This is a genomic window from Niveispirillum sp. FG148, from assembly GCF_057809655.1.
In genome coordinates this window covers 78,072-102,268 of the sequence record NZ_JBMDKJ010000018.1, presented here as the reverse complement: position 1 = coordinate 102,268, position 24,197 = coordinate 78,072, and the positions used below count along the sequence as shown (strand labels likewise).

The following is a 24,197-nucleotide window of genomic DNA, read 5'->3' as shown; positions in this document are numbered from 1 at the left end:
CAACCCAACCGCTGCCGGTGTGCGCTCCCATGTTCGTCCGCGAATATCCTGCTTTCCCCGCCGCTCCCATTGCTACCGACCCCGTCACCCTGTCGGGTCCTGTGGCCCGGCTGGAACCTTTGCGGCCCGGCCATCTGGATGCGTTGTGCGCGATCGGGCTGGATGAGGTGGTCTGGCGCTGGTACCCCACGCCGGTGCGCAGCCGGGACGAGATGGCGGCCTGGATCGATCTGGCCCTGGCGGAACAGGCAGCGGAGCGCATGCTGCCCTTCGTCACCATTGATCAGGCCAGCGGCCGCGTCGCCGGCTCCACCCGTTTTCTGGCTATCGACCGGGCGAACCGGCATGTGGAGATCGGCTATACATGGCTGGCCCCGGCATTCCAGCGCTCCGGCCTGAACCGGGCGGCCAAGCTGTTGATGCTGACCCACGCTTTCGAGAGCTGGGGGTGTATTCGGGTGGAGTTCAAGACCGACAGTTTCAACACCCAGTCCCGCACCGCACTGGCCGGCATCGGGGCGGTGGAAGAGGGGACGTTCCGCAACCATGTCATCCGTAGCGACGGCAGCATGCGGCACAGTGTCTACTTCTCCATCACCGACCGCGAATGGGCGGGGGTCAAGGCGCGGCTGTCGCCGCGGTGACGGTGGTGAAAGGCATGGGGCCGGTCAGCCCTGGCCCACCCCGTCCAGCCGCAGCCGCAGGGCCAGCAGATCCTTCCACGCTTCCCGCTTGGCGTCGGGATTGCGCAAGAGATAGGCGGGATGAAGCATGGGCATGGCCACGACCGGCTTTTTCAGCCCGCTGCTGCTGTAATCGAACCAGCGGCCGCGCAGGCGGGTGATGCCCTCCGTCCGGTTCAGCATGGCCTTGGCGCTGATGCCGCCCGCGAAGATCAGGATGTCGGGAGCCAGCAGTTCGATATGCCGCACCATGAAGGGCAGGCAGGCCGCGATCTCGCTGTCGGTCGGGCTGCGGTTGCCGGGTGGGCGCCAGGGCAGCATGTTGGTGATATAGACGGATTTGGCCGGGTCCTCGGCATGCCGGTCCAGCCCGATGGCGCCCAGCATGCGGTCCAGCAGTTGCCCCGCCGGCCCGACAAAGGGCAGGCCCTGCCGATCCTCATTCTCCCCCGGTGCTTCCCCGATCAGCATGATGCGTGCCTGCCGGCTGCCCATCCCGAATACCAGATTGGTCGCTGTCTGCTTCAGGGTGCAGCCGTCGAATGCGGCCAGGGCCGCCTTCAGCGAGTCCAGGTCGTGGGCCGCCGCCGCCGCCGCGCGGGCCGACTGCCCGGCCTCCTGCGCGCCCAGGGGAGGCATGCTCTCGTTTTTGAGCTGTTGTGCAGCTTTTGCCGGCCCGGCCCCGGAGGTGGGGGATGGCGCGGTGGCCGGGGGGGCGGCGGGCCGGGCAGGTGACGCTACGGCGCCTTGGGGTCGCGCACGCGCGGCCACGGCCGACCAGTCCGTCGGCATGTCGCTGATGGCTTCATCCACGCCTGCGTCCAGCAGGAATCGCAGGGCGGCCACGGATTCTGTAATCCCAATCATGGTTTGACCCTACCATCGGCCTATGCTGTTTTAACAGCATCGTAGAGGATCGGCCCCGCTGGAAGGGCCGGCAGCCCTGCGCTGTCTGGATCGTGCCTGTCCGGAAAACGGAACGAACGATCGTCGGGCGGGCTGGAACAAGCGGTGGGACGGGGTATGGAACGCGAATCGATGGAATATGATGTCGTGATCGTTGGCGCGGGGCCGTCGGGCCTGTCCGCGGCGATCCGACTAAAGCAACTGGCCGCCGAAAAGGGCCAGGAAGTCAGCGTCTGCGTCCTGGAAAAGGGATCGGAAGTCGGCGCCCACATCCTGTCGGGCAATGTCATCGACCCCAAGGCGCTGAACGAGCTGATCCCGGACTGGAAGGAAAAGGGCGCGCCGCTGAACACGCCCGTGACCGATGACCGGTTCTATATCCTGTCGGACAAGGGCGGCATCCGCGTGCCGAACTTCCTGCTGCCGCCGCTGATGCATAATGACGGCAACTATGCCATCAGCCTGGGCAATCTGTGCCGCTGGCTGGCGGGGCAGGCCGAAGAGCTGGGGGTGGAGATCTATCCCGGCTTCGCGGCGGCCGAGGTGCTGTTCAACGAGGATGGCAGCGTGAAGGGTGTCGCCACCGGCGACATGGGCATCGGCAAGGATGGCCAGCCCACCCACAATTACACCCCCGGCATGGAACTGCACGGCAAGTACACTTTCTTCGCCGAAGGCGTGCGCGGCAACCTGTCCAAGCAACTGATGGAGACGTTCAATCTCCGCTCCGATTGCGATGTGCAGAAATACGGCATCGGCATCAAGGAACTGTGGCAGATCGACCCGGAAAAGCACCAGCAGGGTCTGGTCATGCACACCCAGGGCTGGCCGCTGGACAGCAGCACGGCCGGCGGTTCCTGGATGTACCATCTGGAAGACAATCAGGTCTCCATCGGGTTCGTGGTCAATCTGGATTATGCCAATCCGCATCTGTCGCCGTTCGAGGAATTCCAGCGCTTCAAGCAGCACCCGTTCGTGCGCAAATATCTGGAAGGCGGCAAGCGCCTGTCCTATGGCGCGCGCGCCATCAACGAGGGCGGGTTGCAGTCGGTGCCGAAGCTGACCTTCCCCGGCGGCGCCCTGATCGGCTGTTCCGCCGGCTTCGTCAACGTGCCCCGCATCAAGGGTACGCACAATGCCATGAAGACCGGCATGCTGGCGGCAGAGGCAGCGTTCGAGAAGCTGGCCGGCGGCGTCGGTTCGGGGGACACCCTGTCGGCCTATGAAAAGTCGTGGAAGGAAAGCTGGGTGCATGAGGACCTGTTCAAGGTCCGCAACGTCAAGCCGGGCCTGAAGGCCGGGCTGATGCTGGGCAACCTGCATGGCGGCCTTCAGATGTGGGCGCATGATCTGGGCCTGGGCAAGTTCCTGCCCTATACCCTGCACCACACCAAGGCCGACCATGAAAGCCTGAAGCCGGCCACCATGGCCCGCAAGATCAAGTACCCCAAGCCCGATGGCGTCATCAGCTTCGACCGCCTGTCCTCGGTGTTCATTTCCAACACCAACCACGAGGAAAACCAGCCGGCGCATCTGAAGCTGAAGGACCCGACCATCCCGATCGAGCATAACCTGCCCAATTACGACGAACCGGCGCAGCGTTACTGCCCGGCCGGCGTGTATGAGGTGATGCGCGACGATGATGGGTCGAACCCGCGCTTCGTGATCAACGCGCAGAACTGCGTGCACTGCAAGACCTGCGACATTAAGGACCCGCTGCAGAACATCACCTGGACCGTGCCGGAAGGCGGCGGGGGGCCGAACTACCCGAACATGTGAGTTATGCGAACCCCGGCACCGGCAACGATGCCGGGGTTTTCGTTTCAACGGTTGTCCAACTGCGGCCGGACCGCCGCCAGACCATCGCGAGTGATGCGGTACGGCCCGCCCTCGCGCGAGGAAATCAGGCGGCGGGCCTTCAGCCTGCGGAAGACCGACAGGGTGCAGTCCACCAGCAGCCAGCCCTCCCGCGTCAGGCATTCCACAGCCTGGATGTCGTGATAATCGGCTTCGTTACGGATCAGGTTGATGCGGCCACCCTGGGCCAGCGCGTGCAGCGTCCGCTGCTCCGGCTTTGAGATGTTCATGATGGATTTGTCGTCGTCCGTTCAGCAGAGGGGCTGACGCAGCCACACACGGCCACCGGCGGCACGCGCGGCGGGGCATGGTCTTATGCGAAGACTGACCGGCCAATAAGGCGGGTCAGCGGATGACGACAATCCCGGACATCAAGGCTCCTATCGAAGCGAAGGTCGGAAAATATCCGATATAGGATTGATGGTCAAGCTTCCGTGCAGGAGCACTGACAATGGCCGGTGTGTGTTCACAAGGGATTGGCGTTGCGCGCGCGCCGCCGCCGGGACAAGAATGCCGCAGCCCTAACAGCAGCAGGCGGCCAGCGATGGGCCACAGCCTTTCCGACCTGATCGACGCCGTGCGTGCCGGCCAGCCTTTGCGCATCGCGGGCGCAGACAGCAAGCGGGGGCTGGGCCATGCCGTTGCCGGCACCGATCTGTCGCTGGCGGGTTTCGATCGTATCATCGACTACGAACCGGCCGAACTGATCCTGGTGGCCGAACCCGGTGCGCCGATGGCAGAAATTCGGGCGACCCTGACCGCGAAGGGCCAATGTCTGGCCTTCGACCCGCCGGACCTGGGGCCGCTTTATGGCGGGCCGGCGGGTCGGGGGACGCTGGGCGGCGTCATCGCCTGCGGCCTGTCGGGGCCGGGGCGGCTGCGCGCCGGGGCCGCCCGTGATCATGTGCTGGGCATGACGGCCCTGTCGGGCGTGGGGGAGCTGTTCCGGTCGGGCGGCAAGGTGGTGAAGAATGTCACCGGCTTCGACCTGCCCAAGCTGCTGACCGGCGCCCATGGCACGCTGGGCGTCATGACGGAGATCGTGGTCAAGGTGCTGCCGGCCCCGCCCGTTTCGCGCACCCTGGTGCTGGCCGGTATCGACGGGGCCGATGCCAGCCGGGTCCTGGCCGATGCGCTGGCCTGCGCGGCGGAGGTGGGGGCGGCTGCCTGGACACAAGCCACCCTGCCCATGGACGGGCTGCTGCCCGACCGCACGCCCTGTGTGCTGTTGCGCCTGGATGGGGTGGAATTGTCGGTGGCGACCCGGCTGTCCTCGCTGGAAAGGCTGCTGGAGGGCCGCGCCGCCATGGCCGTGCTGGACCCGCAGGAGACGGCGGTGATCTGGACGCGGCTGCGCGACGCGCTGCCGCTGGCGGAACGGCCCGATCTGGATGTCTGGCGCCTGTCGGTGCCGCCCATGGCCGGCATGGATGTGCTGAACGCCGTGCAGGCACAAATCCCCCGCGTCCATGGCTGGCTGGACTGGGGCGGCGGGCTGATCTGGCTGGGGGTGCCGGCGGGCCTGCCCGATGCCGGGGCCGCCATCGTGCGTGGGGCGGTGGGGGGCGATGGTCACGCCACCCTGATGCGGGCATCCGACGCCGTGAAGGCGACCGTGCCCGTGTTCCACCCGCCGGCCCCGGCCCTGGCCACCCTGCACAGCCGTGTGAAGGCGCAGTTCGATCCGCACGGCATCCTGAACCCCGGCCGGATGGGGTTCTGATCCATGCAGACCCATTTCACCCTGGATCAGTTGGTCGACAGCGGCACGGCGGAAGCGGAAAAGATCCTGCGGGCTTGCGTGCATTGCGGCTTCTGCACGGCCACCTGTCCCACTTATCAGGTGACGGGCGATGAACGCGACAGCCCACGCGGCCGCATCTATCTGATCAAGGACATGCTGGAAAGCGGCAGGGCGGCGGGGCCGGTGGAAACCCACCATATCGACCGCTGTCTTTCCTGCCTGTCCTGCATGACCACCTGCCCGTCAGGCGTGCATTACATGCATCTGGTCGATCATGCCCGCGCCCATATCGAACGCACGGGCTCGCGCTCGCTTCCCGTGCGGCTGAAGCGGCTGGCCCTGCGCCTGACCCTGCCCTATCCGGGGCGGTTCCGCGCGGCCATGGGGCTGGCGCGGCTGGCCAGGCCGTTCCGGGCGCTGCTGCCGCGCGACCTGCGCGGCATGCTGGACCTGGCGCCCGACCGTATCCATGGGCGGACGGCCCAGGAGGGGCCGGCACTTTTCCCGGCGCAGGGGCGGCGGCGGATGCGCGTGGGCCTGCTGCCCGGTTGTGTGCAGCCCGCCATCGACCCCGCCATCAACGACGCGGCCATCCGTCTGCTGACCCGGCTGGGGGTGGAAGTGGTGGTGGCGAAGGGGCTGGGCTGCTGCGGGGCGCTGACCCACCATATGGGCCATGACGGCCACGCCTTCGCCGCCGCCAATATCCGCGCCTGGATGGCGGAGGTGGAAGGGGCCGGCCTGGACGCCATTATCGTCACGGCCAGCGGCTGCGGCACGACGGTGAAGGATTACGGCCACATGTTCCGCGATGATGCCGATCTGGCCGAACCAGCGGCCCGCATCGCCGCCCTGGCGCGGGATGTGACGGAGGTGCTGGTGCAATTGGGCCTGCCGCCCGGCACCAAACCGCCCCGGCCCTTGCGCGTGGCCTATCACGCCGCTTGTTCATTGCAGCATGGGCAGCGGGTGAAGGACGCCCCGCGCGACCTGCTACGGGCCGCCGGATTTACGGTGCTGGACGTGCCGGACGGGCATCTCTGCTGCGGGTCGGCCGGCACCTACAACCTGTTGCAGCCGGAAATGGCCGGTGAATTGCGCACACGCAAGGTGGCCGCGATCGAGGGGACACAGCCCGATGTGGTGGCGGCCGGCAATATCGGCTGCATCACCCAGATCGGCAGCGGCACGACGCTGCCCATCCTGCATACGGTGCAATTGCTGGACTGGGCCCTGGGCGGGCCGGCGCCGAAGGGGCTGTAGCCTTACCCCAGTCGCCGCGCCGCCTCCAGCGCCCGCGCCATCGTTTCGATCCTGGTCAGACGGGTGGCGGCCAGATGCAGGTCGGACAGGCGGAAGGCATCCAGCAGCAGGCGCAGTTCGGCCTGCATGTCGGTCTTCACCGCTTCCACGGCCCGGGCGCGCGATGCGGCATCGGGGGCGACGGCGATGCCGATCTCCCATGCACCACCCCCGGTCGGCGGGGGTGGGGCGATTTCCGCCAGATCCAGCAGGGCGCGGGCGCGCGCCGCCGGGTCGCGCAGGGCGACGGCGGCGCTGTTCAGCGTGTCGCGGTGGGCGGCGGCATGGGCCTGGGCCATCTCCCCCTTCGCCTGGAACCGTTCGGGCGCCAGGATGCGGGTGAAGCCGGCCAGTTGCCGGTCGATGGTTGCCATTTCCAGCTCGAACGTCGCGGCCAGCCCCAGGCGGGTGAAGGGATCGGTCGGCCCTGGCGGCTGGATCGACCCGCAGGCATGGCAGAACAGGGCGCGGGCGGCGACGGTGCCGGCGCAGTGCCAGCAGGAAAGGGCTTCGTCCAAGATCGACCTTCAGGCAGCGGGGCGGTGGCGGTTCGCCAGAGGAATATAGGTGGCGAGGAACCGGTCGACATCGGCGTCACTGCTGTCCCAGCCCAGGCTGACGCGGATGGCCGACCCGGCCACATCCTCTCCGTAACCCATGGCGCCCAGCACGGGGGAGGCTTTGACCTTGCCCGATGAACAGGCGGACCCCGCCGACACGGCGATGCCGGCCAGATCGAAACCCATCAACTGGCTGTTGGCGGGAACGCCGGGTAGGGACAGACAGGCGGTATTGGCCACGCGCGGACTGTCGGCCCCGACGATGCGTACATGCGGGGCGGCGTCGCGCACCGCCCCTTCCAGCCGGTCACGCAGCCGGGCGATGCCGGCATAGGCATACAGCCCTTCGCGCGCGGCTTGGGCGGCGGCGCCGAAACCGGCGATGCCGGCCACGTTCTCCGTGCCGGCCCGCATGCGCCGTTCCTGCCCGCCGCCACGCAGCCGCGGGGCCAGCGGCACGGACGGCGCGGCGACCAGCGCCCCTACCCCCTGCGGCCCGCCGATCTTGTGCGCCGACAGGGTGGCCAGATCCAGGCCCATGGACACCATGTCGAAGGGAATGCGGCCCGAGGCCTGCACCGCGTCGCTGTGCAGCCAGCCGTTATGGCGATGCACGATGGCGGCGATGGCGGCCAAGGGCTGAATGATCCCCGTCTCGCTGTTCACCGCCTGGACGCTGACCAGGGTCGGGCGCGGTTCGGCGCTCAGTGCCGCTTCCAGGGCCGCCAGGTCGATCAAACCGTCGGCGCCGACGGGCAGGAGGGTGGCGCTGGGCGCGCATTCCAGCACGGAAGGGTGTTCGGTGGCGCCCAGCAGCAGGCGGCGACCATGACGGGCCGCCAGCGCCAGGGCCTGGTTGTTCGCCTCCGTCCCGCCGCCGGTGAAGGTAATCCAGGCAGGTGGTGCGCCGGCCAGGGCCGCCACCTGTTCGCGCGCATCTTCGACCAACCGCCGGGCCTTGCGGCCGAATCCATGGACGGAGGAGGGGTTTCCGGTCACGTCCAGCGCGGCGATGATGGCATCGCGCGCGGCGGGCCGCAGGGGGGCGGTGGCGTTCCAGTCAAGGTAGAGGGGGGCCGGCATCGGCTTATTTTCCGCCAAAGGCTTGAACGATCGTGTGAAGACGCTTGAACACGAATATGGGCGCTGTGGTATAGTCCGCCCCCGTTCCTGCGCGGTCAACGCGTTGGGGCGATCCTGTGGACGGCGGGACGTGCCTTGCGGCGCGGTTCGACGGCCCACTTCCCGCCTTGAGGCTTCCTATAGAATGACAGGGATGGACGGTCAAGAATCGCGCCTCCACCGGAACCGCAAGGGTCCGGGTCGTTATATGGGCAATGTCCCCCGCCTGCCGACGCGCCACACGCATGACTGACCGGGATCGGTGAACCAATGCCTGATGTGATCATGAACGGCCCGGCGGGCCGGCTTGAAGGTCGCTATTCCCACAGCAAGGTGCCGAACGCGCCCGTGGCGCTGCTGCTGCATCCGCATCCGCAGCATGGCGGAACGATGAACAACCGCATCGTCTACACGATGTTCCACGCCTTCACGAAGCGCGGCTTCTCGGCCCTGCGCTTCAACTTCCGCGGCGTGGGCCGCAGCCAGGGCACCTATGACCGGGGGGAGGGGGAGCTGTCCGATGCCGCCTCCGCGCTGGACTGGCTGCAGACCTACAATCCCAACGCCTCTTCCTGCTGGATCGGGGGGTTCAGCTTTGGCGCCTGGATCGGGATGCAGTTGCTGATGCGCCGGCCGGAACTGGACGGGTTCCTGTCCATCGCCCCGCCGGCCAACATGTTCGATTTCAGCTTCCTGGCCCCGTGCCCGGCCTCCGGCCTGATCGTGCATGGCGATCGGGACGAGATTGTGCCGGAGGCTTCGGTCACCCGTCTGGTCAACAAGCTGTCCTCGCAGAAGGACATCAAGATCGATTATCGCCGGGTCGAAGGGGCCAACCATTTCTTCAATGAAAAGGCCGACGATCTGGGCCGGATCGTTGATGATTACCTGGACGTGGCGCTGGCCAAGCCCATGGGGGCGGCGGCCGGCTGACGCCGGCGCCTGCCCAACGCCGCCCGGACTTGCTGAAACGACGCTTTACGCGGGCCCGGCGGCTTTGTAACACATCGCCGGTTTTCCTGGTTCAAGCGGAGTTTTGGCGCAATGCCGAAGATGGTTTTCATTGAGACCGACGGCACCCGCCGCGAGGTGGATGCCCCCGTCGGCCTGTCGATCCTGGAAGTAGCCCGCCGCCACGATATCGACCTGGAAGGGGCATGTGAGGGCTCGCTGGCCTGTTCCACCTGCCATGTCATCGTCACGCCGGAATGGTACGACCTGCTGCCCGACGCGCACGAGGACGAGGAGGACATGCTGGATCTGGCCTTCGGTCTGACCAAGACCTCCCGCCTGGGCTGCCAGATCCGCATCACCCCGGAACTGGACGGGCTGACGGTCAAGCTGCCGGGCGCCAAGTAATACCATGAATTCCGGCTGCGAAAGCCTGCCGGACCTGGCGTCGCCGGGTGGTCTGTTCGACCGGCTGCGTGCCGCGTCCCGGCCGTCCTGGGATCGCTATGTCCGTCACGGCTTCGTGGCCGGCATGGGTGACGGCACCTTGCCGGAGGAATGTTTCCGGCATTATCTGGTGCAGGATTACCTGTTCCTGATCCATTTCGCCCGCGCCTACGCGCTGGCCGCCTTCAAGGCCGATAATCTGGCCGACATGCGGGCGGCGGCAAAGTCCATGGCGGCCATCCTGGATCTGGAAATGGGCCTGCATGTGAAATATTGCGCTGGCTGGGGCCTGGACGAAGCGGCCATGCAGGCCACGGCGGAGGCGCAAGGCACGCTCGCCTATACGCGCTTCGTGCTGGAACGCGGGCTGGCGGGGGATCTGCTGGACCTGCATGTGGCACTGGCCCCCTGCATTGTCGGCTATGCCGAAATCGCGGCCAATCTGCTGGCCGACCCGGCCACCACCCTCTCCGGCAATCCCTATGCCGACTGGATCGCGATGTATGCCGATCCTGAATACCGCGCCGTGGCGGCGGCCCAGGTGGCGCTGCTGGACCGATTGTCGGCCACCCGCGGCGGCGACGCCCGCTTTGCCGACCTGTCGCGTACCTTCGACGCTGCCAGCCGGCTGGAGGCGGGGTTCTGGGACATGGGCCTGGGGCTGCTGCCATGAACGCGCCGGCGCGTTCCGCCGACCGGTTGGCGCTGTTCGCGCCGCTGCTGCTGGTCCTGTCCGTATCCATGCCGCCGCTGGGGGGCGGGCTGGCCAAGGATGTGGCGCAGGGGCACGACATCCTGGCGCTGGCCTTCCTGCGCAATGCCCTGGCGGCACTGATCCTGCTGGTCATCGTGCGGCCAAACTGGCGCGGCCTGACACGGGCGCAATGGGCTGCGGCTGCTGGGCTGGGCGCGGCGCTGGCCCTGATGAATGCCAATTTCTATCTGGCCCTGGCGCGCCTGCCGCTGGGCGTGTCGGTTGCCATCGAATTCATGGGGCCGCTGGCCGTGGCCGTCATCGGTTCGCGCCGACCGCTGGATTTCCTCTGGCCCGTGCTGGCGCTGGGCGGGGTGCTGTTGCTGACGCCGCTGGGCGGGGCGGAAAACCTGGACCCGCTGGGACTGGTCTTCGCCATCATCACAGCCGGTGGCTGGGCCGCCTATATCCTGCTGTCCCGGCAGACGGGACGGCTGATCCCCGGCATGACGGGGCTGGCCCTGGCCTTGCTGTTCGCGTCCCTGTTCACGGCGCCGTTCGGCCTGCCCGTGGTGGGGTCGTTCGTCACCGACCCGCGCATGGCGGCCCAGGTGGCGGCCGTATCCATGCTGTCCACCCTGCTGCCCTATGCCCTGGAATTCGTGGCGCTCCGCCATGTCTCCACAGCTTTGTTCGGCATCATGATGGCCATGGAGCCGGCCCTGTCGGCGGTCGTCGGGCTGTTCCTGCTGGGCGAACGGCTGTCCTTGTCGGCGGTGACGGCCATCGCCCTGATCTGCGGGGCGGCTGTGGGGTCAAGCCTGACGCGGCGATAGGCCCCGTTCGATGAAGCCCGTGCGCACGCCGGCCAGCCAGTAGAAGCCGATGGCAGCGGCTTGCACCGCGGCGAATTCCAGCACATCCATCAGGCCTTCGAAATCCGGCGGGTTGGTATCGACCCGCTCCGTCAGGCCGGGGAAGTCCAGCATGTCGCCCGCCGCCCCGCCGAAGAAGCAGGCAAACAGCACATTATTGGCGATATGCACGCCCATCGCCGCTTCCAGCCGACCAAAGCGCACCGTCGTCCAGGACAGGAACAGGGCCGTGACCATGATCTCTGCCCGCTGGGCCCAGACGGCGCGGATATCCGTCCCCTCATGCGCCTGGGTGAACATCACCGCCGTCAGCAGGACGGTGATCAGCGTGCGGCGGAAGAATAACTGCACGCCCTGGGCCAAATAACCACGGAACAGCAGTTCCTCTGCCGCTGATTGCAGACCGAACAGCAGCAGCGTTGCCGGCAGCCAGATCAGGAAGGTCGATAGGGCCAGCCTGGTTCGGATCACGTCCCCCGCCCAGAGCCCATAGACCACCATTATCAACGCTGGTAAGGCAAAGATCAGTGCCGACCGGGCCAGCATGCCCATGTCGAACCGCCTTCCCGGAGCGATCAGGTCCATCAGCCGCATGCCGAACAAGGGCCGCACCAGCACGGCCAGGACGGGAATGGCGGTCGCATTGGTCAAAAGCAGCGCGTAGGACGTCAGATAGGGGGAGACATTGGCGCCGCGACAGGCGGCGGTCACCCCGCCATAGATCAGCACGCCCAGCCCGATCATGCCGGCCAGAATCAGCAGCGTGCCCAACAGATAGGAACGGCGTGACTGCCCCGTTTCGATGCCGGCCATCAGCACCGGCGTCGGCGGCGTCCTGTTCGTGCTGTCATGCATCCCGCTTTTCTCCTCCCCGCCAGCCCTGGGCGACGAACCCCGTGCGCAGGCCGATGAACCAGTAATTCGCACAGACCGCGCCATAAACCAGGGTCTGGGCCAGCAGCCCGTTCAGGCTGAAGGGCGCGCGCGGCAGATCCTCGGCAAAGCCGCTGACCGACGGCAACCCCGTCTCCGGCCGCGCGGCCAGGGTGAAGACGATGATATTGTGCGCGAAATGGGCGCCCATCACGGGCTCCAGCCGCCCGGCCATGGTGGTCAGCCAGGAAAAGGCCAGGCTGATCATGATGATATTGGCCTTGCGGTCCCAGCCCGTGTCCCAGCCGCCGGTATCGTGCAGCGACATGAAGATCAGGGCCACGGGCAAGGCGGCCAGGGCGGCATGCCCGAACAGCACCTGGAACCCCTGGGCCAGATAGCCGCGACAGACCATTTCCTCCGCCGTGGCCTGCAACGCCACCAGCACCAGCATGACGGGCAGCAGGGCCAGCGCCGTCTGCCAATGGCCCAGGGTCAGTTGCCCGCTCATCCAGGCCATGACCAGGACGGGGGTGAAGGAAAGGGCATAGGTGGCGGCCGACCGGCCCATCATGCCCAGGTCCAGATGCCGCTGTGGTGCCACCAGGCTCATCAGCGACCGGCCCTGGATATTGACCAGGGCGCCCAGCAGCAGGATCACCCCGCCCAGGGCCAGCAACTCGCTCAACCGTCGGATGGCAGGGGATCCGGGTGGCCAGCCCAGCGACAGGGTGACCGTCTCCGCCACCCCGCCTGCCAGCCAGCCCAGGGGCACAACCATCAATCCCAGCGCCGCCATGCCGGCCAGATAGTGCCAGAAGGACAGGCGCAGATGCACGCCGACCAGATGCACCGGCACCGGCGTCCAATCCCGCCCTTCCCTTCCTTCCCGCATGGAATGTCCAGCCCTTGGTTCCCGCCATTCGGTGTACAGGCCGGCCATGCGGCGGGCAAGGCACGCGAAGTTATTTCATACGGTCGTTGGGTGGCGCATCATGATCGGCAAAACCAGATCGAAGGAGAGACGCCACCATGATCGACCTCTACACCGCCGCCACGCCCAATGGGCACAAGGTCTCCTGCACGCTGGAGGAACTGGGCCTGCCCTATAATGTGCATGTGGTTTCGCTGTCGAAGAACGAACAGAAGGAATCCTGGTTCCTGGCCATGAACCCCAATGGCCGCATCCCCGTCATCGTCGACCGGGCAGAGGATTTCACAGTGTTCGAATCCGGCGCCATCATGGTCTATCTGGCCGAAAAGACGGGTCGCCTGATGCCGACGGATGCCAAGGGCCGCAGCCGCGTGCTGCAATGGCTGATGTTCCAGATGGGCGGCGTGGGCCCGATGATGGGGCAGGCCAATGTCTTCCACCGCTATTTCCCGGAAAAGATCCCGGCCGCCATCGACCGCTATCAGAAGGAAACCAAGCGGCTGCTGACCGTGCTGGACGGGCATCTGGCGGCCCATGAATTCCTGGCCGGCGATTTCTCTATCGCCGATATCGCCAACTGGTGCTGGGCCCGCACCCATGACTGGTCGGGGGTTGCCATCGACGATCTGCCCAACCTGCGGCGCTGGATCGCGCAGCTGGACGCGCGGCCCGGCTGTGCCGCCGGCCTGCAGAACCCGCCCAAGCAGATCAGTGCGGCCGAACTGGTGCAGTCCGCGCAGAACATCGTCGTGCGCTGACGGACGAAACCCGATCTCCGTGGCCGGCTTGGCGGGGATCGGGCTTCCGCCTGTGGAAGGTCCGTTTATTTCGACTTGAATGCCTTCAGTTGCTTGTTGTAGTCGGCCGCCAGCTTTTCCATGGCGCTGCTGGCATCGTTGTATTTGCGGTTCCAGGCATTGTCATGGACCTTGATATTATCCAGACAGGCCAGGAACTCCTGCGTTTCGGTCAGATATCCTTTGACGGACGCCTGCGCCGTCGCCATCTCCGCCTCGCTTGCCGCCTTTCCGTCGGGCACGGTCGGCGGATCCTTGATTGCGCAGTCGGCCATTGCCGGCCCGCCACAGAAGAGCAGCGCCAGGATTACGAAACAGGCCCTGTACTTGTTCAACTCGTCTCTCCATTTGGATTGGCATCGGGAAGGTCTGATTCGGCGCGGGTATCCCTCGGTCTTGTCAGTCTGCGCACGCGCTGAGACAAAGCCGGCCGGGCTGTCAGTATTGGTGAGAAAGCCCCGGTAAAAAAATTCATGCGCGCCGGTTTGTCGAAGATGCATACGTATGCAAAGCGATTAATTTCTCTGTATCGAGGGAGTCAAGGGGGTGTTATCTGGAAAAATAGGAAACAGGACTACAAATTGGCTGGTGTAATCGTTTGCATAAATAAATCTTCTCAATTTAAATTGCTGTATCATTAGATCAAGTACTGGGGCTGATCTTCTGGCTTCGTGATTTCCGCCATTTCCCAAATCTGACTGGAAACGTCCGATTTAAGGATAACGGTATCACCGGTTTTATTAATGAAAATTGAAATATTTAATGTGCGGCTCCAGTCACTATGGTGGCGACAAGGCCGCCCGGCGCCCGATCATGCGCTGGTGGTGAGAAGGTGAAGGTGTGGACCGCCATTGCGACAGGGCCGAGTCGGTGGACGCGACAATCCAACCGGACCGATCCCAACAGACCGGCGGATATGAATGATGAAGGGCAGTCCAGCGGCGGCGGGCCGGTGACGGGCCCCGATCAGCGGGACGTGGCACGGGGGGTCAGAGGCCGGCGCCGGTGGCCACTACCCCCAGGGCCACGATCAGGCCGGCCGCGATGACGGCGGCGATGGCGTAGAGTGCTGTCGCCGCCCGGAGGTCCCGGGCCATGGCCCGGGCGCGGCCTGACCCCAGCCAGGGTTCCTTCACCACCCGGTCCCCTTCTCGCCGCGGGCCGGCGACGGAAAGGCCCAGCACGCCGGCAAAGGCGGCGACGGGCAGGGCGTTGGTACCCGCGGGATGGCCCTTGGCCGTTTGCAGGTCGCGCCAGCCTTGCCGGATGCTGGCATGCGGAACGAAGGGGGCCGTCAGCAGAATGACCAGCGTCCCCAGCAGGGCCGCGGGCAAGCCGAACAGGGCAGACAGCCGCCGGGCCAGGGCGCCGAAATTCTGATGCCGGCCCGTATCATGGCCGATGATGCGGGCTGTGCCGTCAATGGCGGCCCAGCCCAGCAGCCCGGCCAGCCCGAACAACGCATAGAACAAGGCCGGCGCCACCACGCCAAGGGTCAGGGCGCGCGCCGCCCCCTCCACACCCGCCCGCACGACACCATGATCGTCCAGGCTCCACAGCTGGCGGTCGGTCAGGGGGCCCACGGCCTGACGGGCCGCTTCCCCATCGCCCGCTTCCAGGGCCTTGATGGTGCGGCCCATGGCGCCCCAGGGCAGGCGCAGGGTCAGGCAGCGTGTGACGATCAGCAGTTCAATGATCCCGCCGGCCGGCAGCACGCGCACCAGCACGGACAGGCAGAATCCGACCAGCAGCCCCAGCAGCAGCAGCAGCAGCGCCACCAGCGACCCGCGCGCCCGGCGCACCGCGTCGCTGCGGTCGATGCGGTTCAGCCGCCGGTCCAGCAGGATGACCAGTCGCGCCACCAGATCAGCCGGTCCCGGCAGAAAGCGGCGCAAAAGTCCGCTATCGCCGATGCAGGCGTCCAGAACCAGGGCGATGACAAGCAGCAGCAGGGTGTCGACCCCGCCGGAAAAGGGCAGCAGCATCAACGATGTTCCCACCAGGGGGCGATGGACAGGGTGTAACCCGCGGAACCGCCGGTGGGGAAGGGGAGAGCGTAGCCTTACCGCGCGGGCTTCGGCCAGGTGATGGTGTCCACCGCCTTGCAATGGTCGCAGACAGCATGCCAGTCGCTATGGCTGGTGCCACAACTGGTGCAGCGCCAGCGCGGGTCGGCGGGTGCCGACATGGCCTGGTGCAGCCAGGACTGGGCCTCCGCCCCTTCGCCCTTTTCCGCCCGCGCCACATCGGCCAGACGGCGGAGGACGCGGGTGCTGGGCGCCAGTTCGCGGGCCTTTTCCAGATGGCTGCGGGCCACCCCCCACAGCTTGGCCTGCAACGCCGCTTCGCCCAGGGCGAAATGGGCGTCGGCTGATCCGGGCTTCAGGGCCAGCAGCTGTTCGAAGCGCTTGACCAGCGACAGCGGGCGCTGATCGGCTGCCGTCTCACCCCAGGCGGCGGCCAGATCCGGGTGCGGACCCAGACGCCAGGCCTGTTCCAGCACGCGCGTGGCCTTGGCCGGCTTGCCCGCCTTGCCCCACAGCCGGGCCAGCAGGGCCGCAGCCGGCACGCGGGACGGGTCCAGGTCGAAGGCGGCCTGTGCCGATTGCAGGGCCGATTCGGCGCGGCCGGCGGCATGGGCCTGCCGCGCCTCTTCGATCAGCAGGGCGGCGCGGCGCTTGCCGGCATCTTCCTTGTCCAGGGCCTTCAGCTTCTGCGCCTTGGCCAGGGCTGCGTCGGCTTCCATCCAGTTGCCGCCGCCGGCCTCCAGCTCTGCCAGAGCCTTGGCGGGCCAGTCGGCCTTGGGCCGCAGTTCCAGCGCGCGGCGGGCATGTTCCAGGGCGGCCGGGCGGTCACCGCGTTCCATGGCCTGGGTCAGCAGGGCGCGGCGTCCGGCCAGTTCCGTGGCCGGCTTGGCCAGCATGGCGGTCAGATAGCCGGCGGCGGCCTTGGTATCGCCCCGCATCTCCGCCACCCGCGCCAGCAGCGGCAGGGTCAGCGACGGTTCACGCAGCAACTTTTCTGCGGCCCTGGCCGATTTGCTGGCGATGTCGGTGTCACCGGCCGCCACGGCCACCCAGCCCTGCGACAGGGCGCGGAAACCGCCTTCGCGGCGGCGGGCATTGCGGCTGCGGCCGAAGGCGCCGGGGCCATTGCGCAGGATGCGCCAGATCCGGCCCAGCGTGGCGGCAATCCAGGCGGCCAGCAGCACCAGCAAGGCGGCAATGCCCACCGGCATTTCCGCCACATGGTCCAGCCATTCGATGGTCACACGGCCCGGCCGTTGCGCCACCCAGACGGCGGCGGCGATCAGGATGCCGATCTTCAGAAACCAGATCAGGGTCTTGCGCATCAACGGGCCTCCCCGTCCTTGCCGCTGCCCGCCGGGGTACCGGACTGGGTGCCTGCGGCCCCCGTCATGCGGGCCAGCGACAGGTCGGCCAGGGTGGCGGCTGCGGCTTCGGCGGCCATGCGCGCCTCCGCCAGCTTCAGCCATTCGGCCGCGGGGCCGGCGGCATGGGCGGGCAGCTTCTCCAACTCCTCAACCGCGCGGGGCAGGTCGTTGGCGATCAGGGCCGCTTCGGCCCGGGCCAGCACGGCGTCTGCGTCATCGCCCGCCACCTCACCCGAGGCGCGGCGGAAGGTGATGACGCTGGACAGGCGGCCCAGCACCCGGTCCTTCCAATCTGCCCCCTCCCGGTCGCGGTCGGCGCGCAGCACGGCCGGCGCCAGCAGACGGAACTTCTCCCGCAGCTCGATATCGCCGGCCAGCCCGGTTTCGGCCGTGGCGCTGAGGGGGGCCAGCAAATCCTGCAGACCGGTGTCGTTGGCGGCCAGCGACTGGGCGGCACGCAATTCGCGGCCATAGGGACGGCCGGCGATCAGGGCCGACTGCAACTGACCCACGGCGATGATCAGCGCCTCGCCCACGGCGCCCATCTGGCGGCGGGTTTCCAGCATGGTGATGCGCGGGATCACTTCCGCCGTGACCTCCTCCAGCGTTTCGACGCGGTTGGTCAGCGGCTCGATATCCACCTTGGCCTGCCTGCGCGCTTCCAGGGCGGCCACGCGGTCGGTCAGATCGGTCAGGTCGGCATTGTCGGTGGTGGCTGCCGGCACCGGTTCGCTGTCGGTTCCGGCGGGAATATCCTCCCGCGCGGCAACATTGATATCCCCACCCAGCTTCTCCTCCAGCGCGTCCTGACGGCGGGAGAGCGCATCGAGCGTGGATTTCAGCTTCTGCTGCTGCGTCTCCACCGCCGCGATGCGGTCGGACAGGGGCGACAGGTCGGCTTCACCGGTGACGGCGGGCGCGGGCATGGTCAGCTGACGCCAGAAGCCGTAGCCCGACAGGCCGGCCGCGCCCAGCGCGATCAGCAGCGCGGTTCCACCCAGCAGGGCGCCACCACCACCACCCGGACGGGCCGGCGTCGGGTTTGGCGCGGGCCTGGCCGCAGCGGGCGGCGGCGGTGGAGAGGGCGGGGGGCTGCTGGCGGCGATGTCGCGTTCCAGATCCTCCAGGCTCATGCGCGGGCCCGTATTGCCGGTCTTGTCTGCGTCACTCATCCTCAACTCCCCTTCACCGCCGGCAGCAGGGCCAGCAGGCTGGCCGCGTCCGGTCTGGCCGCAATGCGCCGGTCGGCAAAACCGAAACCGTTGGCGGCCTGTGCCACGGCGGCCGACAGGCACAGGGCCGTCCAGCCGCTTGCCAGCGGTGACAGCCCGGCCTTTTCCGCCAGCCTAACAAAGCTGGCGGCCGTTCGCGGCGAAAAAAGCGTCACATAGGCCACCTGCCCGTTGCGCAGGGCGGTCAGCGCCGCGTCAGGCAGGGCCGTGGCCTCCACCGCGCGATAGGCGGTCAGCCGGGTGATTTCCACGCCCGCCGGGGTCAGGTCACCCGCCAGATCGGCCCCGGCCACATGCAGCACGCGGCGCAACCCGGCCCCTGTCAGCAGTAGCGACAGGTCGGCAACGTCGCCATCGGCACTGTGGACATCGGCGAAACCCAGATCGCGGGCCAGGACCGCCGTGCGCGCGCCCACCGCGTAAAGTGGCAGGTCGCGCCGCATGCTGCGCCCCGCCAGGGCCCGCACCCCGTTGGCCGAGGTGACGGCCACGCCGTCGAACCCCGTCAGGTCCAGGGGCGGCCCCGGCACCGGTTCGATGGTCAGCATGGGGGCGAGGACGGGCTGATGGCCCAGCAGCCGGATGGAATCGGCCGTCTCCGCCGCACCGGGTTCGGGCCTTGTGACCAGGACGCCGGTCACACCACCGGCCCGTCGGGGTTGATCCCAGCGAAGAAGGCGGCCGGCAGCTTGGATTTCAGTTCCTGCCCCGCATCCACACCCAGGGCCAGGGCGTCGGTGGCCAGACCGGCGCGGCCCGTCGTGAACCATTGCTGCCCGTCGGGCCGGATGACCAGCGCCTTCAGCGACAAGGCCTCGCCGTTGATCAGGGCGAGCGCGGCGATGGGCGTGCGGCACGACCCGTCCAGCGTGGCCAGAACGCCGCGCTCCGCCGTCACCCGCAGTTCGGTCGTGCGGCAATTCAGGGCGCGGACCCAACCGTTGGTGCGGTCGTCATCCAGGCGGGTTTCGATGCCGATGGCACCCTGGGCCACCGCGGGCAGCATCTGGTCTTCCGACAGCACGCCCGTGGCGCGGTCAGCCAAGCCCAGCCGGTTCAGCCCGGCCATGGCCAGCAGTGTGGCATCCACATGCCCTTCCTCCAGCTTGCGCAGGCGGGTCTGGACATTGCCGCGCAGGGCCGCCACGCGCAGGTCCGGCCGGCGCATCAGCACGATGGCCTGCCGACGCAAGGATGCCGTGCCGACCAGGGACCCGGCCGGCAGCTCATCCAGGCTGGCGGCCTTGGGGCTGAACCAGGCGTCGCGGTGATCTTCACGCGGCAGATAGGCAATGATGCCCAGGCCATCGGGCAGGCTGGTCGGCACATCCTTCATGGAATGCACGGCCAGATCGACGTTGCCATCCAGCAATGCCTGCTCGATCTCCTTCGTGAACAGGCCCTTGCCGCCGGCCGCACTCAAGGTGCGGTCCAAGATGCGGTCGCCCTCCGTCTTGAAGGTGACGATCTCGATGGCGCCTTCCCCCGCCAGTTCCGGGAAGGCGGCGGCCAGACGGTCGCTTGTTTCGTGGGCCTGCGCCAGCGCCAGGGGGCTGCCGCGCGTGCCGATGCGGAGTAGGGCTGTCATGGGCCCTTCATTAGCGCGGATTCGGCGCGCGGGGAAGTCGGCGCGCTTCGTCAAGGCGGATCAGGCCACGGAGCCGGTTCCCCGCTGCTCTTCCTCGGCGATCAATTCTTCTATTACCTGGATGGCCCCGCTGATCCGCATCATCGTGGCATCCAGATCGCGCAGCCGCTGTTCCAGGGCCTGGCGCTGCTGCTTTCCGCTTTCAAGCTCCTGCCTCAAATTGTCGACGCGGGCCTTCATTATGGAGATCATGGCGGTGCTTTCAGAACGAGGGCAGTCTCGGATGGTCGCGAAAGATATATGACATTCTCGTCTAGGTCGCAATGCGCCGCGAGCCATCCGATTCGGCCTTGGCTGGGTTGTCGCGGCAACCTTGCCGTTACGAACGCGGACGCTTAGGTTCTGCGCCATGAAAGTCCTCGGCATCGAAACAAGCTGTGATGAAACCGCCGCCGCCATCGTGGAAAGCGATGGGGAAGGGCCGGGCCGCGTCCTGTCCAATGTGGTGTTGAGCCAGTTGGACGATCATCGCCCCTATGGTGGCGTCGTGCCGGAAATCGCCGCCCGCGCCCATCTCCAGCACCTGGATCGGCTGGTGCGTCAGGCGCTGGACGATGCCGGTGTGGGCCTGGGTGACCTGGACGGGGTGGCAGCGACGGCCGGGCCCGGCCTGATCGGCGGGGTGATGGTGGGGGTGATGACGGCCAAGGCCATCGCCGCCGTCACCGGTCTGCCCTTCATCGCCGTCAACCATCTGGAGGGCCACGCCCTGACGGCGCGCCTGACCCACGGGGTCGCCTTTCCCTTCCTGCTGCTGCTGGTGTCGGGCGGGCATTGCCAGTTGCTGGCCGTGGAAGGGGTGGGGAAGTTCCGCCGTCTGGGCACCACCATCGATGATGCGGTGGGTGAGGCCTTTGACAAGTCGGCCAAGATCATGGGCCTGGGCTATCCTGGCGGGCCTTTGATGGAAAAGGCCGCGGCGAGTGCCACCCATCCCGGTCGCTTCGACCTGCCCGTGCCCATGAAGGGCCGGCCCGACTGTGATTTCAGCTTCTCCGGCCTGAAGACGGCCGTACGCCGGCATGTGGAGATGCTGGGTGGGACCCTGACCGATGCCGACCGCGCCGATCTGGCCGCATCCTTCCATCAGGCGGTGGGTGACAGCCTGATCGACCGCTGCAAGCGGGCCATGGCGCAGTTCCGCGCGGATTTTCCCGAAGGCTGCACCCTGGTCGTGGCCGGCGGTGTCGCGGCCAATCAGGTGTTGCGCGGCCGGCTGATGGACCTGTGCCGGCGGCAGCGCTTTGATTTCGTGGCCCCGCCGCTGGGCCTGTGTACCGACAATGGCGCCATGATCGCCTGGGCCGGGCTGGAACGGCTGCGGCTGGGCCTGACGGACGGGCTGGACTTCGCGCCCCGTCCGCGCTGGCCCCTGGACCCCGGCGCCAAGGCTGCGCCGTTCGCGGGCGTGAAGGCTTAATCCCCCAGGGCTGCCCCGTCGCGGCGGGGGTCGGCGCCACCCTGAATGCCCTTGGGGGTGACGCGGATGACGTGGATGCCGCTGTTGGTGCCGTCGCGCTTTACCTGGTGTCCCATGGCGGTCAGGGCGGCGGCCAGGCTGTCGGCAGCGGCTGTGCTTTCCACCATGGTGGGGCCGTTGCGGTTCAGCAGGATGGGCAGGTTCACGGCCGCCTGCGGGTCCAGGTCCCAGTCCAGCATGGCGACCAGCGTTTCCACGACATAACCGATGATGGCTGTACCGCCGGGTGAGCCCACGGCGATGATGGGCTTGCCGTCCTTGTCGAACACAATGGTGGGCGCCATGGAGGACCGGGGACGCTTGCCCGGCCCCGGCGCATTGGCGACGGGCTTGCCATCCTTGGTGGGGATGAAGGTGAAGTCGGTCAACTGGTTGTTCAGCACGAAGCCGGCAGCCATGATCCCTGACCCGAAGGCGAATTCGACCGATGTCGTCATCGACACCACCCGCCCGTCATCATCGATGATGGAGAAATGCGAGGTGGAGGGGATGTCCGGCCCGTCCGCAGCAGGGTAGAGCGCGCCCGTGCGGAAGGGCGGATTGCCGGGTGCCACCGGCCCCTTGGCCGCCTGCACCGGGTCGATGGCCCCGGCCCGGCCGGCAATATAGCCCCGGTCGATCAGGCCGCGCACAGGCACGGAGACCTGATCGGGATCCCCGACAAAGGCTTCACGATCGGCATGGGCCAGACGGCTGGCCTCCATCAGCAGGTGCCAGGATTGCGGATTATCCTTGCCCAGGGCCTTCAGATCATATTGCGACAGCATGCCCAGGATCTGCAGGATGGCGATGCCGCCGGACGAGGGCGGGGCCATGCCGCAGACTTTCCAGACCCGGTAGGGCACGCAGATTCCGTCCCGCTCCACCGACCGGTAGGTGGCCATATCCTCCAGGCTCAACACCGGGGTGCCGCTGTCGCCGGCAGCTTCCTGCAGCCGCTTGACGATGGCCTTGGCGATGGGGCCGCGATAGAAGGCGTCGGGACCGGCCGCGGCCAGCAGGCGCAGGGTCAGGGCCTGTTCCGGCATGGGGATGCGTTCCCCCAGCGCCGGCGGGCCGGCGCCATCATGATAATAATAGTGTGTCAGGTCGGTCGACCGCCCCAGCATCTTCTGCCAGTCGGTCAGCACGGTGACGATTCGGGGCCACGCCGGCACGCCGGCATCGGCCAGCGCAATGGCCGGTTCGAACAGGGTGGCCCAGGGCAGCTTGCCATGGGCGGCATGGGCCTGCGCCAACAGGGCCACCACCCCCGGCACGCCCACGGCACGCCCGCGCGGCAACGTGTCGGGAAAGGCCATGGGCTTGCCGTCCGGCCCCATCAGCAGGTTGGCGGTGACGGCAGCACCCGCCTTTTCCCGCCCGTCATAGCTGGTCAGTTTGCCGCCCGGTTCCGCCAGCAGCATGAAGGCACCGCCGCCCAGCCCCGACGATTGCGGCTCTACCAGACCCAGCACCAGCTGGGTGGCAATGGCGGCGTCCACGGCATTGCCGCCCCGGCGCAGCATTTCCCGGCCCGCTTCCGCCGCCAGCGGGTTGGCGGCGACCACCATGTGCCGCTGCGCCGTCACCAGCTCCTTGGGCCGGGGTGCCGATGGCGGCTCCGGTGCCGGGGTGGGCTGGGCCATTGCCGGTGGCAGGGCCAGCCAGACGGAAAGCAGGCCGGTCAGCAGCCGGCGAGTGATCGATCGGGAAACGGGGAACGGCATGACCTGTCCGGGCAAGGGGCGACGGCCCATGGTTGCCCGGTAACAGACCGATGGCAAGCGGAAGGCGGAAAATACAGCATGCACGGTGGCAAAAGGGTGTGCTGTCCGCCATCAGCAACGCCAGGGGGCGCCCGGGCCCCCCGAATCGAAAAGCGGGCCACGAGGGCCCGCTTCTGGACAGTCTTTCAACAGAATTGAGTTCGAGCGCGGAAACCGGAAAACGAACGCAACAGAAGGACTGGAAAGAAGGTGCTTAACGGCAAAAAAGTCCGGCAACGCCATCCGCCGGGATGACGTTGCCAAACCTTTCAACCACTTGACGCAAGAGCGTCAGGGCAACCGGTCAGGAGATCAGAGGATCTCGACGCGGTTGGCCTGCGGGCCCTTCTGACCCATGCTGGTGTGCAGACGCACGCGCTGCTCCGGGGTCAGGGCGCGCACACCCGAACGCTCCAGCGCCGTGATGTGCACGAACACATCCTTGCCGCCGCCGTCGGGGGTGACAAAGCCGAAGCCCTTGTCAGCGCTGAAGAACTTCACAACGCCCTCGATGGTCTCGGTCGGGCCGTTGTCGAAGCTGCGGGCCACGCGCGGGGCGCGCGGGGCGTCGCCGTAGCGGTCACCGCCGAAGCGGTCTCCACCGCCGAAGCGATCACCGCCGCCACCAAAGCGGTCGCCACCGCCACGACGGGCCGGCTGGGCCGTCGAGGTGTCAACGCTGTGGATGGAGGCGACCTGCGGACCCTTCTGACCCTGCGACAGATCGCAGACGATGGTCGTGCCATCGGCCAGGGCGTCATGACCAACGGCCTGGACGACCGAGGCATGCAGGAAGGCATCGGGCGACCCGTCGGACAGGGTCACGAAGCCGAAGCCCTTCGTGGGGTTGTACCATTTGACCGTGGCGGTAACGCTCCGGCGGGTGATCTGCGGGCTCTGCGGAGAACGGCGCTCGTACATGTGGTCTCGAACTCGACTGTCATAGTGTA

At 67.4% G+C, this 24,197-nt stretch carries 25 protein-coding genes; 10 read left to right on the top strand and 15 right to left on the bottom strand.

Annotated features, from left to right (window positions below):
• The first annotated feature begins 29 nt into the window (after positions 1 to 29).
• Positions 30 to 644 carry a GNAT family N-acetyltransferase gene (locus ACODTW_RS18340; RefSeq protein WP_488947505.1) on the top strand — a complete coding sequence of 205 codons (615 nt, stop codon included), beginning with the start codon at positions 30 to 32 and terminating at the stop codon, positions 642 to 644.
• Between the two features lie 24 nt (positions 645 to 668).
• Here the strand turns inward: ACODTW_RS18340 and ACODTW_RS18335 are convergent, their stop codons facing one another.
• Complete coding sequence (locus ACODTW_RS18335; protein ID WP_488947504.1) at positions 669 to 1,550, bottom strand: uracil-DNA glycosylase; 882 nt, start codon at positions 1,548 to 1,550, stop codon at positions 669 to 671.
• A gap of 156 nt (positions 1,551 to 1,706) precedes the next feature.
• On the opposite strand from ACODTW_RS18335, the gene ACODTW_RS18330 reads away from it, so the two are divergent.
• Entirely contained in the window at positions 1,707 to 3,368 is a 1,662-nt protein-coding gene (locus tag ACODTW_RS18330; protein ID WP_488947503.1) for an electron transfer flavoprotein-ubiquinone oxidoreductase, read from the top strand.
• A gap of 44 nt (positions 3,369 to 3,412) precedes the next feature.
• On the opposite strand, the gene ACODTW_RS18325 is transcribed toward ACODTW_RS18330, so the two are convergent.
• Positions 3,413 to 3,676, bottom strand: a complete 264-nt coding sequence (locus ACODTW_RS18325) for a YjhX family toxin (protein ID WP_488947502.1) — start codon at positions 3,674 to 3,676, stop codon at positions 3,413 to 3,415.
• 314 nt (positions 3,677 to 3,990) lie between these two features.
• Here ACODTW_RS18325 and glcE point away from each other — a divergent pair, with 314 nt between their 5' ends.
• Complete coding sequence (gene glcE, locus ACODTW_RS18320) at positions 3,991 to 5,169, top strand: glycolate oxidase subunit GlcE (protein WP_488947501.1); 1,179 nt, start codon at positions 3,991 to 3,993, stop codon at positions 5,167 to 5,169.
• Positions 5,170 to 5,172: 3 nt separating this feature from the next.
• Positions 5,173 to 6,453: a glycolate oxidase subunit GlcF gene (gene glcF, locus ACODTW_RS18315; protein ID WP_488947500.1), complete on the top strand. Its 1,281-nt coding sequence runs from the start codon at positions 5,173 to 5,175 to the stop codon at positions 6,451 to 6,453.
• A 2-nt stretch (positions 6,454 to 6,455) separates the two neighbouring features.
• On the opposite strand, the gene ACODTW_RS18310 is transcribed toward glcF, so the two are convergent.
• Together ACODTW_RS18310 and ACODTW_RS18305 are read right to left on the bottom strand one after the other, a co-directional pair.
• A complete protein-coding gene (locus tag ACODTW_RS18310) occupies positions 6,456 to 7,010 on the bottom strand; it encodes a molecular chaperone DnaJ (RefSeq protein WP_488947499.1) in 555 nt (184 codons plus the stop codon).
• Positions 7,011 to 7,019: 9 nt separating this feature from the next.
• Complete coding sequence (locus tag ACODTW_RS18305) at positions 7,020 to 8,135, bottom strand: cysteine desulfurase family protein (protein ID WP_488947498.1); 1,116 nt, start codon at positions 8,133 to 8,135, stop codon at positions 7,020 to 7,022.
• Positions 8,136 to 8,444: 309 nt separating this feature from the next.
• On the opposite strand from ACODTW_RS18305, the gene ACODTW_RS18300 reads away from it, so the two are divergent.
• From ACODTW_RS18300 to ACODTW_RS18285, 4 genes are all read left to right on the top strand, one after another.
• Positions 8,445 to 9,107: an alpha/beta hydrolase gene (locus ACODTW_RS18300; RefSeq protein ID WP_488947497.1), complete on the top strand. Its 663-nt coding sequence runs from the start codon at positions 8,445 to 8,447 to the stop codon at positions 9,105 to 9,107.
• A gap of 111 nt (positions 9,108 to 9,218) precedes the next feature.
• Positions 9,219 to 9,533 carry a ferredoxin family 2Fe-2S iron-sulfur cluster binding protein gene (locus tag ACODTW_RS18295; protein WP_488947496.1) on the top strand — a complete coding sequence of 105 codons (315 nt, stop codon included), beginning with the start codon at positions 9,219 to 9,221 and terminating at the stop codon, positions 9,531 to 9,533.
• Positions 9,534 to 9,537: 4 nt separating this feature from the next.
• Complete coding sequence (gene tenA, locus ACODTW_RS18290; RefSeq protein ID WP_488947495.1) at positions 9,538 to 10,245, top strand: thiaminase II; 708 nt, start codon at positions 9,538 to 9,540, stop codon at positions 10,243 to 10,245.
• Positions 10,242 to 11,102: an EamA family transporter gene (locus ACODTW_RS18285; RefSeq protein ID WP_488947494.1), complete on the top strand. Its 861-nt coding sequence runs from the start codon at positions 10,242 to 10,244 to the stop codon at positions 11,100 to 11,102. The genes tenA and ACODTW_RS18285 overlap by 4 nt, the downstream gene beginning before the upstream one ends.
• Here ACODTW_RS18285 and ACODTW_RS18280 read toward each other — a convergent pair.
• Complete coding sequence (locus ACODTW_RS18280; RefSeq protein ID WP_488947493.1) at positions 11,082 to 11,996, bottom strand: CPBP family intramembrane glutamic endopeptidase; 915 nt, start codon at positions 11,994 to 11,996, stop codon at positions 11,082 to 11,084. The genes ACODTW_RS18285 and ACODTW_RS18280 overlap by 21 nt on opposite strands.
• Positions 11,989 to 12,909: a CPBP family intramembrane glutamic endopeptidase gene (locus tag ACODTW_RS18275; RefSeq protein ID WP_488947492.1), complete on the bottom strand. Its 921-nt coding sequence runs from the start codon at positions 12,907 to 12,909 to the stop codon at positions 11,989 to 11,991. Before ACODTW_RS18275 ends, ACODTW_RS18280 begins: the two co-directional genes overlap by 8 nt.
• Before the next feature lie 137 nt (positions 12,910 to 13,046).
• Between ACODTW_RS18275 and ACODTW_RS18270 the strand changes: the two genes are divergently transcribed.
• Complete coding sequence (locus tag ACODTW_RS18270; protein WP_488947491.1) at positions 13,047 to 13,706, top strand: glutathione S-transferase family protein; 660 nt, start codon at positions 13,047 to 13,049, stop codon at positions 13,704 to 13,706.
• Positions 13,707 to 13,771: 65 nt separating this feature from the next.
• Here ACODTW_RS18270 and ACODTW_RS18265 read toward each other — a convergent pair whose 3' ends face one another.
• The 7 genes from ACODTW_RS18265 to ACODTW_RS18235 form a co-directional block, all read right to left on the bottom strand.
• Positions 13,772 to 13,987, bottom strand: a complete 216-nt coding sequence (locus tag ACODTW_RS18265; protein WP_488947490.1) for a hypothetical protein — start codon at positions 13,985 to 13,987, stop codon at positions 13,772 to 13,774.
• 747 nt (positions 13,988 to 14,734) lie between these two features.
• The gene (locus tag ACODTW_RS18260) at positions 14,735 to 15,730 is read right to left on the bottom strand and encodes a cobalamin biosynthesis protein CobD/CbiB (protein WP_488947489.1); all 996 of its coding nucleotides are present in this window, start codon (positions 15,728 to 15,730) and stop codon (positions 14,735 to 14,737) included.
• 77 nt (positions 15,731 to 15,807) lie between these two features.
• Complete coding sequence (locus ACODTW_RS18255) at positions 15,808 to 17,097, bottom strand: heme biosynthesis protein HemY (RefSeq protein ID WP_488947488.1); 1,290 nt, start codon at positions 17,095 to 17,097, stop codon at positions 15,808 to 15,810.
• Entirely contained in the window at positions 17,097 to 18,311 is a 1,215-nt protein-coding gene (locus ACODTW_RS18250) for a COG4223 family protein (RefSeq protein ID WP_488947487.1), read from the bottom strand. The genes ACODTW_RS18255 and ACODTW_RS18250 overlap by 1 nt, the downstream gene beginning before the upstream one ends.
• Before the next feature lie 2 nt (positions 18,312 to 18,313).
• Positions 18,314 to 19,012, bottom strand: coding sequence for a uroporphyrinogen-III synthase (locus tag ACODTW_RS18245; protein WP_488947486.1), 699 nt, complete (start codon positions 19,010 to 19,012; stop codon positions 18,314 to 18,316).
• Positions 19,009 to 19,959, bottom strand: a complete 951-nt coding sequence (gene hemC / locus ACODTW_RS18240; RefSeq protein WP_488947485.1) for a hydroxymethylbilane synthase — start codon at positions 19,957 to 19,959, stop codon at positions 19,009 to 19,011. Before hemC ends, ACODTW_RS18245 begins: the two co-directional genes overlap by 4 nt.
• 60 nt (positions 19,960 to 20,019) lie before the next feature.
• A complete protein-coding gene (locus ACODTW_RS18235; protein ID WP_488947484.1) occupies positions 20,020 to 20,199 on the bottom strand; it encodes a hypothetical protein in 180 nt (59 codons plus the stop codon).
• A 169-nt stretch (positions 20,200 to 20,368) separates the two neighbouring features.
• Between ACODTW_RS18235 and tsaD the strand changes: the two genes are divergently transcribed.
• Positions 20,369 to 21,439 carry a tRNA (adenosine(37)-N6)-threonylcarbamoyltransferase complex transferase subunit TsaD gene (gene tsaD / locus ACODTW_RS18230; protein WP_488947483.1) on the top strand — a complete coding sequence of 357 codons (1,071 nt, stop codon included), beginning with the start codon at positions 20,369 to 20,371 and terminating at the stop codon, positions 21,437 to 21,439.
• Here the strand turns inward: tsaD and ggt are convergent.
• Both ggt and ACODTW_RS18220 read right to left on the bottom strand, forming a co-directional pair.
• A complete protein-coding gene (ggt, locus tag ACODTW_RS18225; RefSeq protein WP_488947482.1) occupies positions 21,436 to 23,208 on the bottom strand; it encodes a gamma-glutamyltransferase in 1,773 nt (590 codons plus the stop codon). The two genes, tsaD and ggt, sit on opposite strands and share 4 nt — an antisense overlap.
• A gap of 351 nt (positions 23,209 to 23,559) precedes the next feature.
• Positions 23,560 to 24,168 carry a cold-shock protein gene (locus ACODTW_RS18220; RefSeq protein WP_488947481.1) on the bottom strand — a complete coding sequence of 203 codons (609 nt, stop codon included), beginning with the start codon at positions 24,166 to 24,168 and terminating at the stop codon, positions 23,560 to 23,562.
• Positions 24,169 to 24,197 lie beyond the last annotated feature (29 nt).